Source organism: Suilimivivens sp., assembly GCF_037359455.1.
GTDB lineage: Bacteria > Bacillota > Clostridia > Lachnospirales > Lachnospiraceae > Suilimivivens > Suilimivivens aceti.
The window spans coordinates 72,462-89,362 of sequence record NZ_JAXXXI010000051.1 but is presented as its reverse complement, the minus strand read 5'-3'; the positions used below and the strand labels follow the sequence as shown (position 1 = coordinate 89,362).

Genomic DNA, 16,901 nt, shown 5'->3' with positions numbered 1-16,901 from the left:
TGGTAAACCGCAGCCTACAGGAACCGCTTCAGCATCTGCAGGACACCGTTCTCCCAGTAAGGAGGACAGAGCTCCTTCGCAGCTGTCCTCACTTCCTCACGGCTGTTGGAAACAGCAAAGCTTAAGCCTGCATTTTCCAGCATTTCAATATCATTCAGATTATCCCCGAAGGTACAGGTTTCCTCAGGGAGGATTCCCAGATATTCCTGCAGATGGGAAAGCGCCGTCCACTTGCTGACGCCGAGTGGATTACAGTCTACCCATTCCCTGCCAGAGGGCGCAAGGAGGGATTTGTCCTTCCATGCCGGAATGAAAAGCGGTGTACATTTTTCCTCACAGGCAGAGGGGTGATAAACTGTGAATTTGATCACATCTGCCGGGGAGTGATTGATCAGATCCTTCACGGCACAGATATTATAGCCGTAGGAATCCCTCAGCCAGCGGAACATCCGGCTGTTTTCGTTTTCTGCGTATCCCATATCCGGTGTGGAGATATAGCATTCACAATCCGGCAGATCCTCATGAACCATCTTACACATACCCTTCCAGACATCCTCCGGCATGATGGAAACCTGAAGGATTTCCTTCGGGGTCCGGACGACAGTTCCCCCATCTGTGATATAAAGCAGCTCGTCCCGGATGGGGGCGAACAGCTTCTGTTCACTGACAAACTGCCGGCCAGAGCAGACAACGATATGGATTCCCTTTCTGATTAATTTATCAACAACTGTCATATATTCAGGGTCAATCTGCAGGGTACCGTCTTTCACAACGGTACCATCGATATCAGTAGCAATCAATTTGATCATAATAATTTCCTCACATGTAATTTCAGTAGTTTTTGTTTGTGATTATTTTAACTATCTTTTTGACTGAAGGCAATAGATAAAACATAAATTATTTATATAGAAGTCTCTGTCTGATTTTACTGACTTTTTGGACATTATCTGCTACAATGATAGATAAATCGCAATAATGAACAGGAGTACATGGCATGGCAGGAATCCGTGATGTTGCCAGGCTGGCACATGTTTCAACCAGTACGGTATCTTTAGTATTAAATAAAAGTGGATATGTATCAGATAAAACCCGTGAAAAAGTGGAAACAGCAATGCGGGAGCTGAATTATATTCCTAATGAACTGGCAAGGAATCTATACCACAGTAAGACAAATATTGTCGGACTGATCCTGCCGGATATTGCGCATCCCTTTTTTGGCTCATTTGCTAAATATGCGGAAATGGAGCTTTATAAAGAGGGCTATAAAACCATGCTCTGCAGTACAGTTCATGAAGAGAATGGCGAGAAGGAATACATTGATATGCTGAATCGTCAAATGATGGATGGGATTATTATGGGAACACATTCCCTGGATATAGAAGATTATAATGGGGTTGTAAGGCCAATTGTCAGTCTGGATCGCTATATCAACGAATCTATCCCGATTGTCATGTCTGATCACGAAAAGGGTGGAACCCTTGCTGCAGAGGAACTGCTGCGCTGCGGATGCAAAAAGGTACTGCAGATCATGGGAAGCAGAAATGTAAATACACCGGCGCATCTTCATCATTATGCTTTTGAAAAGAAGCTTCTGGAGGCAGGTGTCACGGTGTGTACAGAAGAAGCGCCATGGAACAGGTGGAGCTTTGATGAGTTTTATTCTTTTGTTCAGAAAATATATACAGCCTATCCGGATATTGATGCTGTATATGGAGCGGATCTGATTGCCGTAGCCTATCTGAAGGAAGCAGGTGCACGGGGACGCAGGATACCTGAAGAATTAAAGATCATAGGATATGATGGTACTGATGTGACCAGAATGGGAGCTGTTACAATTACCTCTGTTTATCAGGATGTTCAGCAGCTTGCAAAAGAAGCAGTAAAACTTCTTATTGAAAGAATTAAAGGAATAGAAAATCCAGATGACAGGAGAATACTGGATGTCTGCCTGAGAAAAGGAGAAACTACATAAAATAATAGTAATGGAAAATCACGAATCCTATTGACAACAGAGAAACATATGTTGTATGATATGTACATATCGAACGGGTTCGATATGAAAAAGTCAAACATGTTGCTGAAATGTGATTCTCTCTTATAAAATTTTGGATCTTAATAGTCCGGGATTTTATAAAAGGGAAATATTTTAACAGAAGAATCGAACCGGTTTGATACAGAACGAAACAGTTTATCAAAAGGCCATTTGATGAAACAAAATGATCACACAAGAAAAGAGGGAAAGTATGAAAAAGAAAATTATAAGTATGATACTTGCATCAGTAATGGTATTTACGACTCTCTGTGGATGCGGAAGCGGTCAGGGACAGAATACGGAAAGTGGAGAAACAACGGAAGTGGCAAGTGAAGCTGCATCGGGACAGGCCTCCTCTGATGAGCAGATTGTTCTTTCCGTATCAGTAATGGCTAATGAAGAAGAAAAGAAAATTTTTGAAAATGCGATCAACAGATTTGAAACCAGTCATCCGAACTGTAAGGTAGATGCAAGCTATACATCCGGAAGTACATGGGGTGAATATTGTGATAAGCTTCTGATCCAGATCGGCTCCGGTCAGGCACCGGATGTTGTCCATGTAGCGATTGAGGGAACTCAGATGCTTGTAAAAAATAATGTGTTGCTTCCTTTGGATGATCTGATTGCGGCTGATCCTGAAGGACAGGCTATGATGGATGATTTTGTGGATTCGACAACAGATGTATTTACGATAGATGGGAACTTGTATGAGCTTCCTACTGACTGTAATGATGCAGTTGTACATGTGAATACCAAGATGTTTCAGGAGGCTGGAATTGAAATCCCGTATGATGGATGGACATGGGATGAATTCAGAAGCATTGCAAAGCAGTTGACAACCGGAGAAGGAGACTCCAAGGTGTATGGATTTGGCACATCACTGTCCCCTGCATGGCTTGCGGGCTGGTTTATGTCAAATGGAAGTGATTACATTAATGACGACTGGACAGATTCCAATCTTTCTGATCCCAAGGCAACGGAAACCGTTGAATTTCTTAATAGCCTTGTTAATGAGGATAAGAGTATGCCGGTTCCGGAAACAACAACCGATGCGACCAGCCTCTTTGCAGCAGGGCGTGTTGCCATGATCGCAACAGGAATCTGGCCCTTCCCGAGCTATAAGGCAAATGGATTTGAAGATGTAGATGTTGTGCCCATGCCCACAAATAGTGAAGATGCCAAAGTTGGATTTGGTGTAGGCGGTGTGGGAATTTACAGTAAATCTGAGCACCCACAGGAAGCATATGAATTAATGAAAGAGCTGACTTCGGTAGAAACAGGAAAAGAAAAGTGCGCAAGTGGCACCTGCGTTCCTGTAAGATATTCATTAAGTGAGGATGAGGGTTATTTATCCCAGTGTCCGAATGCAAAGCTGTTTTTTGAATCACTGGAGGGCGGAAAAGCACTTCCTTCTCCTATGAATTATTCTGATCTCGAAAGAATTACCAACTCCATGTTCAGTGCTGTATTCTCAGGTGCGAGTTCTGTTCAGGATGCGGTAACAAATGCAGATACAGAACTGAAGCAGTCGTTTGCGGATCTGAAGTAGTCTGATGGTCTGATTCTGAAGGATCCCGCTATGATATTTACAGAGGCGGGATCCCTCAGAGCAAAGCTGCGCTGGAAATGAAAGAGGAAATTTATGAAGAAGAAAAAAGAAAATCTGACAGGGTATTTATTTATACTTCCTGCAATCATATTGTTTCTGTTTTTTGTTTTGATCCCTGTCATAGCAATGGTATGTCTGGGTTTTACAAAATATAATCTGTTTTCTGCACCACAATGGACAGGATTTTCCAATTTTGCCAAGATATTCACGGATGGAAGACTTTGGACAGTTACAAAAAACACTATTTTTCTAGCTTTTTTCTCTGTCATTTTAAATATAGTAGTAGGCCTTTTCCTGGCGCTATTGATTGCTAATAAAAGGAGTCCGGTATTTAACTATCTGGTCAGGCTGTTTTATTTTTTCCCGCTCATCGTTGCACCGGTATATATTGCGGTTATCTGGTCAAATATCCTGTCTGCAGATGGTGGATTGCTTAATTACTATATTCAAAAAATCGGGTTTGAAGCTGTGGGCTGGCTGACAGATCGTAAGGTGGCTTTAAAAACAATTATTGGAATTGAGGTATGGAGGCTGACAGGATTTGCCATGCTGACCTTCATAGCGGGGATCAAGAATATATCAAAGGACTACTTCGAAGCGGCTTCCCTGGATGGAGCCGGAGTTGTACAGACAGCCTTTTATATCACGATACCGCAGTTAACCCCAACGATTCTTCTGAATCTGATCATGTATGTGATCACAGAGCTGAAAACATTTGATATTCCTATGCTCATGACAAAGGGAGAGCCGATGGATGGAACACGTACCATTGCCATGTATATTTATGAAACAGCTTTCCAAAAGCAGGATATGGGATATGCGTGTGCAATATCACTGTTTTTTGTGGTTGGTATTATGATACTTACATGTGTTCAGTTTATAACAAGTAACAGGTGGGTGCATTATGATTAAATTGAAAAAGAAAATATCCAATTTCATAATTTCGTTACTGGTACTGCTTGGTGGAATTGTTGTATTTATTCCGTTTATGTATATGTTTTCCTCATCTATGCGCACACCGGCAGAAGCGTTCAAACTGCCACCTGCCATTTTGCCGGAACGCTTCATGATTGAGAATTATATCCAGTTGTTCAGATCAGATCTGCCGTTTGCAGGAATGTTCCTTAACAGTGCAATTGTTACGGGAGTTACGATCACAGCACAGATTATTATCTGCTCTATGGCAGCCTATGCATTTGCAAAGATCAAGTTTGCAGGCAGTAATTTCTGGTTTATGGCATTTCTGATGTCGATGATGATTCCGGTGCAGGCAACGATCATTCCCGTCTATATTATGATGAGTAAGCTGAATCTGATTAATACATTAAGCTCTATTATTCTGATTTCTGTGTTTAATGCATTCGGAATATTTCTGATGAGACAGTCAATCGCTTCTGTTCCGGATGCAATCATTGAGGCGGCTAAGATTGATGGAGCCGGTCATTTCAGAACGTGCTGGCAGATCGTGATCCCAATGGTGAAAAGTACGATTGTTACACTGATCATTCTGAATTTTAATTCCATATGGAATGATTACTTTATTCCCTATGTATTTGTAAGCAAATGGGAAAAGATGACAGTACCGCTGGGTGTGGCGGCAATGAAGGGTTATATGGGATCCGGTAATAAATCTGTGGTACTTGCCGGGGTAACAGTAGCGTTGCTGCCTATTTTAGTTGTATTTCTGATAGGACAAAAATATATCGTTGAAGGATTGACATCATCTTCGGTGAAGGGTTAGGTGAAAAATATGTATACAAACACGATAAATCTGTGGGAAGGCAGAGAAGATGTGACATTAACTTCCTATTGCATGGAAAAGAACGATGAAATTATCGGATGTGACCGGAGACCTGCTGTAATTATCCTGCCGGGTGGTGGATATGCGGGATTTACGGAAAGAGAAGGAGAGGCGGTAGCACTTCGCTTTATGGCAGCCGGTTATCAGTCCTTTGTGCTTCATTATTCTGTCTGTGAAAAAGCTGCATTTCCCGGGGCACTTTATGATCTGGCACAGGCAATGTGCTTTCTTCATCAGAATGCAGAAAGGCTGTATATCAATGAGAAAAGGATTGTTGTGTGCGGATTTTCCGCAGGCGGAAATCTTGCTGCATCACTTGGCGTGATGTGGAATCAGGAATTTATGAAAGAAAAGTTTCAGGTACCGGCAGAGTGGCTGAAGCCGGCTGCAATGGTCCTGGGTTATGCTGTTACGAATTTCGGCTTTGAAAATCATAGTGTGCTGAATCAGGAACAGGCTGAAATGATGATAAACTGTAACCGGTACATAACGGGAAAAGAGCAGCCAGAGAAAGAGGACTATGAAAAAATAAATCTTCTGCGGTTTGTTTCATCAGATACACCACCGGCTTTTCTGTTCCATTTATGTGCAGATCCGGTAGTGCCAGTGGATAATTCGCTGCAGTTTGCAAGCAGGCTTGCTGCCTTTGATGTCCCGTTTGTGCTGGAAATAGGTGAAGATACCTGGCATGGTGTTTCATCACTGAAAGCAGAGGATGCCAATCTTGGCTTTTTTAAAGAGGAATACGCAGGATGGTTTGACAGGGCGATCAGCTGGCTTAAGAAAAAATTATTTGTGGAGAATGCGTAGAATGAAATCTTTTATTGTTGAGAAAAAATACATTCTTTTCCCAATAAGCATGGATGCACCATGTAAAATGGTTACAGTCTGTTCAGAAGGTGAAAAGATATTTGAGTTTGATATTCCTGTTGAAAATGGCAATTCTCCATATCGGTTTCAATATTATGCGCCCTTAAACGTAGAAAAATGGAAGGGGCAGGAAATGACGATAGAAGTGGAGGATGCGCCGGATTTTCTGGAGGCGGTAGGATTTTCGGATGACAGAGTGAATACCGTGCAGCATAAACCACAGATCCATTTTTCGCCGGAATCCGGTTGGATAAATGATCCAAATGGTCTTATATATGCGAATGACCGGTACCATCTGTTTTTCCAGTACAATCCATTTCAGAATCAGTGGGGAAATTTATGCTGGGGACATGCTGTCAGCAGGGATCTGCTGCACTGGGAGCAGTTGGATACGGCTATGTTCCCTGATGAGAATGGATCTATGTTTTCCGGGTGTGGCATTATAAATGAACGGGGGCTGCTGGAGCTGCCGGATTCTGCTCTTCTGTTTTTCTACACTATGGCAGGTGGAAAAACGAAATGGAGTGAAAGGAAAAAGTTCACACAGAATCTTGCTTATAGTCTGGATGAGGGGAATACGCTGAAGAAGGTGAATCCGCCAGTCATAGAGCATATTGCTGATGAAAACCGGGATCCCAAGGTTTACTGGCATGAGAAAAGTCAGGCATATTATATGGTTCTGTTTCTGGAAGGAAACCAGTTTGGTATTTTCCGTTCTGAAAATCTGCAGAGCTGGGTGTGTACACAGACCCTGGAGCTGGATAAGGCCTGGGAATGCCCGGATCTGAGAGAGATACCTGTTGAGGGCGGTGGATCAAAGTGGGTATTCTGGAGTGCTGATGGGTTTTATTTCCTTGGTGAGTTTGATGGATTTCAGTTTATGACAGATGGAATCAGGAGAGAAGCTTATCAGACGACAGTCCCTTATGCGGCGCAGACGTTCTTTGGAACGGAGGATGTTATTACGATACCATGGCTCCGGACGCAGAATAATGGAAAGTATTACAGGGGAGTAATGGGGCTTCCGAGAAAACTGACATTAGTACAGCTTGGAGGAGAGCTGCGGCTCCGGATGATGCCGGTAGAAAGCTTCCTGAATGCGAGAAAGCTTGTCCGCGTGGACAATACCTGCGAACTGAAATATACACCGGAGGACTTCCGGGCAACACAGATACAGTTATTGGGAGCCGGTGGGATAAGCTATGCAGCTGAAGTGAATGATAATGAGATTCAGTTTGATGCAGAAACAGGCATCCTGACAATAAATGGAGAACAGGCATTTATGGGTAGGAATGTACATGAAATGAGTATACTTATAGATGCTGAAATCTGTGAAGTAACAACGGAAAATGGATTATATTATGGAATATTTGAATTAAAGCCGTCCTGTAATATTCAGGAATGGAGAATTTGCTCAAAAGAAATGCTCAGTATAAAAGTGATGGAAATTTCATAGACTGCTCCCCATAATAAATGCCAGATATCCAAAATCCCATAGAAGGGATTCAAAGCTGTTTTCCAGATACTCATAAATATCCTCTTCCTCGTATCCGGTCATTCGGGTAAGGATGACAAGGGCCTGTCTTACAGACTCATAGGAAAGTATCCCCTTATCTTTTGACAGATATGTCAGAAATAAAGCCTGCCGGATAGCAGCATATTGGATGGCAGTCCACTGCAGACGAACCAGCATGTGTTCGGTACTGGTGTCATCAGGCGCAAGCAGATCGGAATACATTTCATTTGCCAGAAAGCTGCGAAGCAGTGGATAAAAAGCTTCAAGCTGCAGACAGAAGGCATCCCATTTGGAAAGAAGAAGGTCTTCTGCCATTTCACTGAGCTGTTCTGCCTGTGTGATCAGCGGCTCCAGATATTCTTCATACAGTCCTTCCTCCAGGTAATTGACAGCCAGATCCTGCAGCAGTTCATTGCATTCCAGAATAGTGTCTGTCACAGAAACAGGCAGATCATAAATCGCCCTTTGCAGCTCAGACAGTGTGGATGGTGTGAAGCAGTCCTCGATCACGGCGGCAGTAAGGGACTGACCCTTTTCTTCCTTACGGTATAATTCCTGCAGGATATAGAAGCTCTGCATCAGGGGAAGAGAAGGATCAGGCAGCCGGATGGAATCTCCTTGCATCAGAGCAGTTATTTTTTCACGAAGCAGAAATGCAGGATTTAGGCTGACAGAAGAAACCTTCGGGAAGGTTAGATGTTTTTTCTGCTGCCACAGGTCGATTACAGCCGGACAGCATGGCATCAGGGAAGCTTCTCTGTGATCAGAAAAATCATGATATTCCCTTGGAAAAGTGGTACAGGTCTCAGAAAGAATATCAGCATTATAAGTAAGTACCAGGCTGCACAGCAGATTTTTCGTAAGAAAAGGGCAGCGGTGATCATCAGTCAGACGGATCACCCGTTGTCCTTCTTTTTTTTCTGTAAAGGAATTGAGATTCTTTTTATGACCGCCGGCAGATTCCGGAGGTGTAAGTGTTTTCCATTTTTCTTTTGTAATATCATCTACATAAATTTTCCATTCCTGGCAGCAGGTAAGAGGACAGTTGTCTGCTGTGCAGATGAATTCTGAATAATAATCCGGATAAAATGTTTCCATAAGAACCTCAAATCAAAGAAAAATAATTCATCACAGTAAGGATGACAGTAAATCTGGTCTGCTATGCACATTGTAGCATGTTTTCCCAGAAATGGGAAAGAAATAAGGAAAAGAATACTGGACGGCGAACTCCTTTTGACGTACGATAGAAGTAGATAAAATATTATCTAAAATTATGGATTATAAGCAAAAGTGGATAAAATGTTATCTACAGGAGAAACTATGAATGAGCTGAATGAACTGATATGGGAAACCGCAGAGGAACTGGATAAAAAATTAGCTGAAAGGATCCGCAGGATCAGAAAGAGGCGTTCTATATCCCAGCAGGAACTGGCGGTTATGAGCGGCGTAAGCTATGGCTCCATTAAACGATTTGAAGGAAGCGGGCAGATATCGCTGCTTTCCCTGACAAAGATTGCCATGGCACTGGAGCTGACAGATGAATTTAGGGATCTCTTTGCACAGGTGCCATACAGGAGTATAGAGGAGGTTATTCATGAAGGATGACAGAAGCAGGATTCTTTCTGTGAAGTACGGGGACAGAAAGGTGGGAACACTGGCATTGACACCGGATCATAAGGCAGCCTTTGCTTATGATGAAGCATGGATCGAAAATGGTTTTTCCATCAGTCCTTTTTCCCTTCCTTTAAAAAAGCAGGTATTTATACCGGCAAAGGATCATTTTGATGGATTATTTGGTGTGTTTGCGGACAGTCTTCCGGATGCATGGGGACAGCTGCTTTTAAACCGCATGATGAGAAAATATGGAAAAGATCCGGGTGAAATGTCTGTACTTGATCGTCTTGCCATCGTGGGAAGCTCGGGGATGGGGGCGCTTACCTTTGAGCCGGAAAAGTACTTTCCTGCTGAAGCGGGCAGGGATAGGCTGGATGAACTGGCATTGGAATGCCGTAAAATTTTAAATACAGAATATTCGGATAAACTGGACGAGCTGTACTATCTTGGAGGAACCAGCGGCGGAGCAAGACCAAAGATTCTGACAGAAATAGATGGGGAATCATGGATCATTAAATTTCCATCCTATACAGATGGCCCGGATGCTGGGAAAATGGAATATGATTATGCCTGCTGCGCAAAAGCGTGTGGAATTGATATGAGTGAATACAGGCTGTTTCCATCAGATATCTGCAAAGGATATTTTGGAACGAAACGGTTTGACAGGAGTAGAACTGGTACGAAAAAGATTCATATGCTGACGGCAGCAGCTCTTCTGGAGCTTGATTTCAAAGAACCAAGCCTTGATTATCACAGTCTGATGAAACTGACGAAAATACTGACCAGAGACCGGAAAGAGGATGTGGAGAATCTTTACCGCCGGATGTGTTTTAATGTGTTTGCCCATAACAGGGATGATCATTCCAAAAACTTTGCCTATCTCTATCAGGAGTCTGCCAGATTGTGGCGGCTTTCTCCGGCATATGATCTGACTTTCAGTAACACATATTATGGGGAACATACAACAACTATCGATGGAAATGGAAAAGATCCGGGACTTTCAGAACTGATCGCTGTAGGAACCGGCGCGGGGATGAGCCGCCAGACCTGCAGGAGAATAGCAGAAGAAATCAGAGAGTGTGTTTATGAAAAACTGGGGGAATACCTGTAAAGGTATTCCCCCAGTGGCTTGTGCACCTGGCAATACACGATCAATTATTATAATGTGTATCCAAAAGTGCACAGTCCATGATCAGTACATAAAATATAGTTCCAAAGTAAGTATTCTCAACAATGCGCCCATGATCCAGAACCGGATGGCAGGAGCCGTCCTTTTTGACAAAATGGAACTGGACATAATCATTGGGTCCGTTTGCCTTAGAATGGATTTGATCCCAAATGCTTTTTTCCACTAAAGCCTGTTCATCCGGACGGATCAGACCTCGGAAGCTGTGACCGGAGTAGGCGAGGAATTCATCCATATCCTTGCAGCCGGCGTAACGGATCAGCTCCTGGTTGGCATACAGAATGTGGTCATCCTGAGGGTCTGCCTTGTAGATCAGAAATGCACCGGGAAGATTTTGGGAAATATCCCTGAGTGCAAAGCCGAGACGGAGGCGTTTTTGCGAATGAAACCCCTGCCGGTAGGGCAGACAGCTGTGCTTGCCGCGAAGCTTTACCTCGTAAAGAGCCATATCTGCATTTTTGAGGAGTACAGAAGGATCTGTGCTGTCCTTTGGGTATCCGGCATATCCAAGGGAAATGTGGAAAGGGTAGTCGATGCCGTTATATTTGAAGGATTTTGGTATGAATGTAAAGGCTTCTATGCGGCTGGCAGAATCCTGACAGGTGGTACCGGTAAGGATAACAGAAAATTCATCGCCGCCACTTCGGCAGAGGATGGCATTTTCAGGAAAAGCTCTCTGCAGGCTTCCTGCAAGCTCCTGTAAGGCAAGATCACCGGCTGTGTGGCCATAAATATCATTGATAAATTTGAAGTCATCAATATCCAGCTGTATTCCGACACAGGGAGCTTCAGGATGTGCTTTCAGAACACGCGTCCATGCTTCGTCAAAGCCATGACGGTTCAGAAGCCCTGTAAGTGGATCGGTGACAGAAAGTGCTTTTAGTGTTTCGTGGCGTTCCTTCAGGACCAGAATGGCATATGTGAGACTTGAAAGAAGTAGATTGATAAAAAATCCACATAAAAAAAGGATCGGGAACTGACTGCCGCTGTTCCAGCCGTCAGAGGGCATTACCTCCAGCTTATAGGAGCAGCAGCCAACCTCAAAACAGTAGATGGCAGGATCTGTCAGTACAGCACCGGAGGAATAAACTTCCGTATACTCCGGTGTCAGGGGTGAAACTGTTTTGGACAGACGGTATTCATAACCGAAATTTGTCAGTGCCTGGGCGGAATCGGCAAAAATATCAGGGACACGGATAATGGCTATTGTAAAACCCCAGAAATATTTTTCACCGTTGCTGTCCTCCAGATAGACCGGATTTTGAATTGCGATACCGGTACCGCCCTGCAGCAGGGGAAAGGGTCCCTGCATGACCGTAAGGTCATTGTCTCTCCCATATCGGGAAATCTCCCCTCCTTTTTCGTCATGGATCAGGTCGATCTTAACGGCCTCGTTGCCTGCTTCCGGATAGATATCGGTTACAACACCGTTTGGAGCAAGCTGTATGCTCTGGATGGAACTGGTCATGAAACTTGCAGCTACATGATGGAAGTTACGGATTTGATCACCTTCGCTGATCAGGATCCCCTGCAGGGAATCTGTGACAGCAATTCCCTGAGCCAGCTCACTGGTTATGTGCTCTGCATAGGTCATGGCATTCAATTCTGCCAGGGTACGGACGTGAGCCTGATTGTCAACAAATTCGTTATAGAGTATGCAGGAAAGTATAATGCTGAAGATGAGAAAAACAAGAAGGGGCAATAACCAGTTCTGTGTTCTTATTTTTTTATCTGAAGGTGTCATGAGGTATCTCCTGGAAATCATTTTTAGCAAAATTAACAAAAAATAACTTGACTGCTATTCTGAACGGCATATAATAGTTCAAAGATGAATAATTCAAAAACGAACAAAATTCGTCATAGGAAAAGACGGTACAGAAAGAGGGAAGAGGATGGATATCAGCATAGAATTTGTAAGAAAAATAGGAACGGCCTACAGCAGCGCCTGTAAGCCTCTTTGCCAGAGGTGGAGGATTCCGCAGACGGCATTTGATATTCTCATGTTTCTGGTAAACAACCCACAGTACAAAACAGCCAGGGATATTGTGGAGATCCGGAAGATCAAGGCAAATCTGGTCTCCGTGAATGTGGACAGGCTTGTGACAGAAGGATATCTGGAGAGAAAAGCTATAGAGGGAGATCGGAGAAAGCTTCAGCTTATCTGTACAAGTAAGGCAGAGCCACTGACTGAAGAGGGAAGGAAGCTGCAGCAGGACTTCCTGGAGCGTTTATTTGTCAATACAAGGGAAGAAGATAAAAAAGGCTTCCTGGCTGTCATGCAGATCATGGAGCAGAATCTTGATGATTTACTGAAGGGAGAGAAGTAAGATGGAATTATTATTAACAGTCGTTGTTACCTTTTTTGCAGGAATGGGTGCCGGTCTTGGTACAGGCTTCGCAGGAATGAGTGCGGCAGCAGTGATCAGCCCGATGCTGATCACCTTTTTGCACATGGATCCTTATATGGCGGTGGGGATCGCACTGTCTTCTGATGTACTGGCAAGTGCTGTGTCAGCTTACACCTACGGTAAAAACAAAAATCTGGATATCAAAAATGGTCTGATCATGATGGTGAGCGTTCTCGTATTTACAGTAGTAGGAAGCTATGTCTCCAGCCTGGTGCCTTCCACAACCATGGGGAATTTCTCTGTGTTTATGACATTTCTTCTTGGCATCAAGTTCATTGTGAAGCCCGTTATGACGACTAAGGAAGCCATGCAAGGAGTAGCTGCAGGAAAGAGGGCACTGCAGTCAGTCATCTGTGGAATTGCGATTGGCTTTATCTGTGGCTTTATAGGAGCTGGCGGCGGTATGATGATGCTTCTTATCCTTACAAGTGTTCTTGGCTATGAACTGAAGACCGCAGTAGGGACGAGCGTATTTATTATGGCCTTTACCGCATTTACCGGTGCTGCTTCCCACTTTGCGATCGGCGGCATGCCTGATATCACTGTTTTTGTCCTATGTGTCATATTTACCCTGATATGGGCAAGGATCGCAGCAGTGATCGCTAATAAGGCAGCACCGAAGACACTGAACCGGATGACAGGTGTGATCCTTGTGATGCTTGGAATCGTAGTAATGCTGTTTTCCATGCTGACGAGATAGAGCTTTGACAGGATTGGTTATTACAGGAATAAAAATGTATAATTCCCTTCGATTTCCACATACTACCCATACAGTACAAATATGGAAAGTGATTGGAAAACAGGAGGACATTTATATATGAAGGCTACAGGAATTGTCAGGCGTATCGATGATCTTGGCAGAATCGTTATCCCTAAGGAAATCAGAAGAACACTGCGGATCCGGGAAAGTGACCCGCTTGAGATATTTACCGACAGGGAAGGAGAAATCATCCTGAAGAAATATTCACCCATCGGTGAAATGAATACCTTTGCAAGGCAGTATGCGGAAAGCCTGTGTCAGGTATCCGGACATGTGGCTGTTATTACGGACAGGGATCAGATCATAGCGGTATCTGGTGGGTTCAAAACGATTCTGGGCAAGGATCTGAGCCGGGAGCTTGAGGATAAACTGGAGCACAGGGAAACGTTGGTGGCATCCAGAAATGAGAAAGGCTTTATCCCGTTGATCCAGGAGGATATGGAGGAATTCTGCTCAGAAGTGATCAGTCCCATTATCTGTGAGGGGGATGTGATCGGTGCTGTGATATTAATCACTGCCAACGAAAGAGTAAGGATGGGTGAAGTAGAAAGAAAACTGGTCCAGTCTGCTTCCGGATTTCTTGGGAAGCAGATGGATCAGTAAAGCAATTCAGAAGCATTTTGAAGATCAAATGAAAAAATTACCGGACTGCCGTGTTGAACATGATCAGTGCTTTCCGTTCAAGGGGGTCACCCATTTCATAGAAGCCCTTTCCTGTGCCGTTCAGACGGGAAAGGGCTACCTTACGGTTGGCCTTCTTTGGCTGGTCAAAAATAAAAGTAATTCCTTCTGTATGATATTCAGCATCAAATTCCGGATGTCCCGGCTCCTCATAAAATGGGTCAAACAGCAGAAGACAGTCATCTTCGACACCGGTTGCAAGTACATAGTGTGGTACCTCCAGATAAAGACGCAGGGCAACGGCACCGCCTTTTTCAAGAGCATCCAGAACAGGGCTTCCTTCCTTCAGCGCGACATTATCGCCGGAAACGGTGTGGCAGGAAATCGGGAAATTGTGCATCTGGCCAAAGCGTGTCAGCCAGTCCGCCATAAATTCCATACAGGCAGGAGAGGTGCCGTATTTGCAGGGTTCTCCCTGGTCATTGTAGCTGTCCATACCGTAGATCATGACCCCTTTGATCATATCCGGATAGATTTCTTCTCTTTCGAATAAATAGCGGATTCCGTTTGTAACGGAAACAGGTGCACAATCATATTCAGATGACTGATAATTTAATAAATTTTTCATATAAAATGCCTATGTACCTTTTTAAAGAAGTATAGTAAAATAAAAAACTGCAAACCACAAGTTCTATTTTAAGCACATCTATTGACTTTTGTAAAGTGCATAAGTATAATTAAGCCACTATCTATATAAGAATACTAGGAAATGGATAGAGACAGGAGGAGAATATGAAAAAGTTTCATGCAAAATCAGGAAACAAAGTACTGGCACTGGTGCTGACAGCAGCTATGGTATTAGGTCTTGCTGGCTGTGGAAGCACAGAAATGCCTGCCGGGAGCGCAGATGATGCAACAGTAGAAGGAACATCAGAAGCAGGAGCTGCAGGAGAAACGGCTTCCGGAGAAAAGATCGTTAATATCGGAGTGACGGACTCCCTGGGAAGTATCAATCCCTTTGTTATCGATCAGACATTTATTAATAAGTATGCAGTGGATCTGGAGTTCCTTCCGTTAGTTGACTTTGCAGAGGATCTGAGCTTTGAGTATCTGCTGGCAGATTCCATTACCACAGAGGATAACAAAAATTTCATTGTTCATATCAATGAAGATGCTGTATGGTCAGACGGTACGCCGATCACCTCTGATGATGTGACCTATTCCTTCCTTCGTCTGGCAAGCCCGCTGGTAGCCAATGCAACTCTGGTTTATGGAGTGTTTGAAGGCGTAGATTCCGAGACAGGATTTGTAGAGGAAGGAGCTACAGAGGTTTCCGGTGTGACTGCTGTTGATGAAAAGACAGTACAGTTTACAACCAAGGAGCCTATGAGCATGATCACCTTTATGAGCTCATATGCAGCATATTTCCATACCATGCCAAAGAGCGTTATTGAGAATATTGCTGAAGGCGAGCTGACTACAAGTGACTGGTTCAATCATCCTGATGTTGTCAGTGGTCCTTATATGGTAACTGATTATGATACTAACCATTACATTTCTTATGTAGCCAATGAAAACTACTGGAAGGGAGCACCGAAGATTGGCAAGATGAACTTCAAGATCCTTGATGCCAGCCAGGTATACTCCAGTCTGCAGTCCGGCGAAATTGATGTTACAAGCCACACCATGACCAATATCCCGCAGGAAGACAATGACAGCATTGATGCTCTTGAGAATGTGGATGTTGTTTACGGTTCTCCTGTAACCAACCAGTCTGTATTTATCCAGACAAAGAACATTCCGGATGCCAGAGTACGTCAGGCGCTTGTATATGCGATTGACAGACAGAAGATCGTAGATGATCTGCTGAAGGGACATGGCGAAGTGATCGATGGCTTTGTATCATCTGCAAGTCCTTACTTCGATGACAGTATTACACCGATTTCCTATGATCCTGAAAAGGCAAAAGAGCTTCTTGCAGAAGCTGGCTGGGATGGCTCACAGACACTGCGTTTCTTTGTAAATTCCGGTGATGGCACCTTCGTGAATGCAGCGCAGGTAATGGCAGCACAGTGGGCACAGGTTGGGATCAAGGTAGAGGTACAGACAGTTGACCTTGCTACACTGATGAGCATGGCAGGCGGCACTGATTATGATCTGTTTGCAGTACAGTACACTTATCCGCCGATCGATCCTTCCGTAGATATCGCATGGCTTCTTGGTGGAGAGGACAGCTGGACCGGTTACAGCAATTCCGCAATTGATGATGCACTGGCACAGGTTGGCTCCACAGATGACAAGGCAAGTCTTAAAGATCTGTACTCCATCATTGACAAGCAGACACAGGAAGATGTACCGATGTTTTCTGCTTATGTGATCAGTGCACAGGGCGCAGTGAACAAGAGACTGACCAATGTACATGCTAATGTATATGGACTTTTCAACAATATCCAGGAATGGGATATCGTTGAATAAGCGTTAAAA

At 43.9% G+C, this 16,901-nt stretch carries 16 protein-coding genes; 12 read left to right on the top strand and 4 right to left on the bottom strand.

Annotated elements, in window-relative coordinates; all coding sequences use genetic code 11:
* Positions 1-14 precede the first annotated feature (14 nt).
* The gene (locus tag WJQ40_RS10995) at positions 15-809 is read right to left on the bottom strand and encodes a Cof-type HAD-IIB family hydrolase (RefSeq protein ID WP_337540188.1); all 795 of its coding nucleotides are present in this window, start codon (positions 807-809) and stop codon (positions 15-17) included.
* A 185-nt stretch (positions 810-994) separates the two neighbouring features.
* Between WJQ40_RS10995 and WJQ40_RS10990 the strand changes: the two genes are divergently transcribed.
* From WJQ40_RS10990 to WJQ40_RS10965, 6 genes are all read left to right on the top strand, one after another.
* Positions 995-1,972 (top strand): LacI family DNA-binding transcriptional regulator, encoded by a 978-nt coding sequence (locus tag WJQ40_RS10990; protein ID WP_337540185.1) that lies wholly within the window; start codon positions 995-997, stop codon positions 1,970-1,972.
* A gap of 271 nt (positions 1,973-2,243) precedes the next feature.
* Positions 2,244-3,581, top strand: coding sequence for a sugar ABC transporter substrate-binding protein (locus WJQ40_RS10985; RefSeq protein ID WP_262575640.1), 1,338 nt, complete (start codon positions 2,244-2,246; stop codon positions 3,579-3,581).
* A 93-nt stretch (positions 3,582-3,674) separates the two neighbouring features.
* Positions 3,675-4,553, top strand: a complete 879-nt coding sequence (locus WJQ40_RS10980) for a sugar ABC transporter permease (RefSeq protein WP_118797258.1) — start codon at positions 3,675-3,677, stop codon at positions 4,551-4,553.
* The gene (locus WJQ40_RS10975) at positions 4,546-5,382 is read left to right on the top strand and encodes a carbohydrate ABC transporter permease (protein ID WP_337540181.1); all 837 of its coding nucleotides are present in this window, start codon (positions 4,546-4,548) and stop codon (positions 5,380-5,382) included. Before WJQ40_RS10980 ends, WJQ40_RS10975 begins: the two co-directional genes overlap by 8 nt.
* A gap of 9 nt (positions 5,383-5,391) precedes the next feature.
* Positions 5,392-6,252, top strand: a complete 861-nt coding sequence (locus tag WJQ40_RS10970; protein WP_337540178.1) for an alpha/beta hydrolase — start codon at positions 5,392-5,394, stop codon at positions 6,250-6,252.
* 1 nt (position 6,253) lies between these two features.
* Positions 6,254-7,768, top strand: coding sequence for a glycoside hydrolase family 32 protein (locus WJQ40_RS10965; protein ID WP_337540176.1), 1,515 nt, complete (start codon positions 6,254-6,256; stop codon positions 7,766-7,768).
* Here the strand turns inward: WJQ40_RS10965 and fliB are convergent.
* Positions 7,763-8,926 (bottom strand): flagellin lysine-N-methylase, encoded by a 1,164-nt coding sequence (gene fliB, locus WJQ40_RS10960; protein WP_337540174.1) that lies wholly within the window; start codon positions 8,924-8,926, stop codon positions 7,763-7,765. The genes WJQ40_RS10965 and fliB overlap by 6 nt on opposite strands.
* A 231-nt stretch (positions 8,927-9,157) precedes the next feature.
* On the opposite strand from fliB, the gene WJQ40_RS10955 reads away from it, so the two are divergent.
* Positions 9,158-9,433, top strand: a complete 276-nt coding sequence (locus WJQ40_RS10955) for a helix-turn-helix domain-containing protein (protein WP_337540248.1) — start codon at positions 9,158-9,160, stop codon at positions 9,431-9,433.
* On the top strand, positions 9,423-10,553 hold the full coding sequence (locus tag WJQ40_RS10950; protein WP_337540173.1) for a type II toxin-antitoxin system HipA family toxin: 1,131 nt from the start codon (positions 9,423-9,425) through the stop codon (positions 10,551-10,553). Before WJQ40_RS10955 ends, WJQ40_RS10950 begins: the two co-directional genes overlap by 11 nt.
* 40 nt (positions 10,554-10,593) lie before the next feature.
* Here WJQ40_RS10950 and WJQ40_RS10945 read toward each other — a convergent pair whose 3' ends face one another.
* Positions 10,594-12,372 (bottom strand): diguanylate cyclase, encoded by a 1,779-nt coding sequence (locus tag WJQ40_RS10945; protein WP_337540172.1) that lies wholly within the window; start codon positions 12,370-12,372, stop codon positions 10,594-10,596.
* Positions 12,373-12,520: 148 nt separating this feature from the next.
* On the opposite strand from WJQ40_RS10945, the gene WJQ40_RS10940 reads away from it, so the two are divergent.
* From WJQ40_RS10940 to spoVT, 3 genes are all read left to right on the top strand, one after another.
* On the top strand, positions 12,521-12,955 hold the full coding sequence (locus WJQ40_RS10940; RefSeq protein ID WP_337540169.1) for a helix-turn-helix domain-containing protein: 435 nt from the start codon (positions 12,521-12,523) through the stop codon (positions 12,953-12,955).
* A gap of 1 nt (position 12,956) precedes the next feature.
* Entirely contained in the window at positions 12,957-13,736 is a 780-nt protein-coding gene (locus tag WJQ40_RS10935; RefSeq protein ID WP_337540166.1) for a sulfite exporter TauE/SafE family protein, read from the top strand.
* A 117-nt stretch (positions 13,737-13,853) separates the two neighbouring features.
* Complete coding sequence (gene spoVT / locus WJQ40_RS10930) at positions 13,854-14,399, top strand: stage V sporulation protein T (RefSeq protein ID WP_317246642.1); 546 nt, start codon at positions 13,854-13,856, stop codon at positions 14,397-14,399.
* 37 nt (positions 14,400-14,436) lie between these two features.
* Here the strand turns inward: spoVT and WJQ40_RS10925 are convergent, their stop codons facing one another.
* On the bottom strand, positions 14,437-15,045 hold the full coding sequence (locus tag WJQ40_RS10925; RefSeq protein WP_337405232.1) for a peptidase C39: 609 nt from the start codon (positions 15,043-15,045) through the stop codon (positions 14,437-14,439).
* Positions 15,046-15,209: 164 nt separating this feature from the next.
* On the opposite strand from WJQ40_RS10925, the gene WJQ40_RS10920 reads away from it, so the two are divergent.
* Complete coding sequence (locus tag WJQ40_RS10920) at positions 15,210-16,892, top strand: ABC transporter substrate-binding protein (protein WP_337540164.1); 1,683 nt, start codon at positions 15,210-15,212, stop codon at positions 16,890-16,892.
* The last annotated feature ends 9 nt before the right edge of the window (positions 16,893-16,901 follow it).

Coding starts and splice junctions, on each gene's coding strand:
- WJQ40_RS10975 (WP_337540181.1), top strand. CDS start 4,546: ATGATTAAATTGAAAAAGAAAATATCCAATTTCATAATTTCGTTACTG.
- WJQ40_RS10980 (WP_118797258.1), top strand. CDS start 3,675: ATGAAGAAGAAAAAAGAAAATCTGACAGGGTATTTATTTATACTTCCT.
- WJQ40_RS10945 (WP_337540172.1), bottom strand. CDS start 12,372: ATGACACCTTCAGATAAAAAAATAAGAACACAGAACTGGTTATTGCCC.
- WJQ40_RS10995 (WP_337540188.1), bottom strand. CDS start 809: ATGATCAAATTGATTGCTACTGATATCGATGGTACCGTTGTGAAAGAC.
- WJQ40_RS10925 (WP_337405232.1), bottom strand. CDS start 15,045: ATGAAAAATTTATTAAATTATCAGTCATCTGAATATGATTGTGCACCT.
- WJQ40_RS10970 (WP_337540178.1), top strand. CDS start 5,392: ATGTATACAAACACGATAAATCTGTGGGAAGGCAGAGAAGATGTGACA.
- WJQ40_RS10990 (WP_337540185.1), top strand. CDS start 995: ATGGCAGGAATCCGTGATGTTGCCAGGCTGGCACATGTTTCAACCAGT.
- WJQ40_RS10985 (WP_262575640.1), top strand. CDS start 2,244: ATGAAAAAGAAAATTATAAGTATGATACTTGCATCAGTAATGGTATTT.
- WJQ40_RS10965 (WP_337540176.1), top strand. CDS start 6,254: ATGAAATCTTTTATTGTTGAGAAAAAATACATTCTTTTCCCAATAAGC.
- WJQ40_RS10940 (WP_337540169.1), top strand. CDS start 12,521: ATGGATATCAGCATAGAATTTGTAAGAAAAATAGGAACGGCCTACAGC.
- WJQ40_RS10920 (WP_337540164.1), top strand. CDS start 15,210: ATGAAAAAGTTTCATGCAAAATCAGGAAACAAAGTACTGGCACTGGTG.
- fliB (WP_337540174.1), bottom strand. CDS start 8,926: ATGGAAACATTTTATCCGGATTATTATTCAGAATTCATCTGCACAGCA.
- spoVT (WP_317246642.1), top strand. CDS start 13,854: ATGAAGGCTACAGGAATTGTCAGGCGTATCGATGATCTTGGCAGAATC.
- WJQ40_RS10935 (WP_337540166.1), top strand. CDS start 12,957: ATGGAATTATTATTAACAGTCGTTGTTACCTTTTTTGCAGGAATGGGT.
- WJQ40_RS10950 (WP_337540173.1), top strand. CDS start 9,423: ATGAAGGATGACAGAAGCAGGATTCTTTCTGTGAAGTACGGGGACAGA.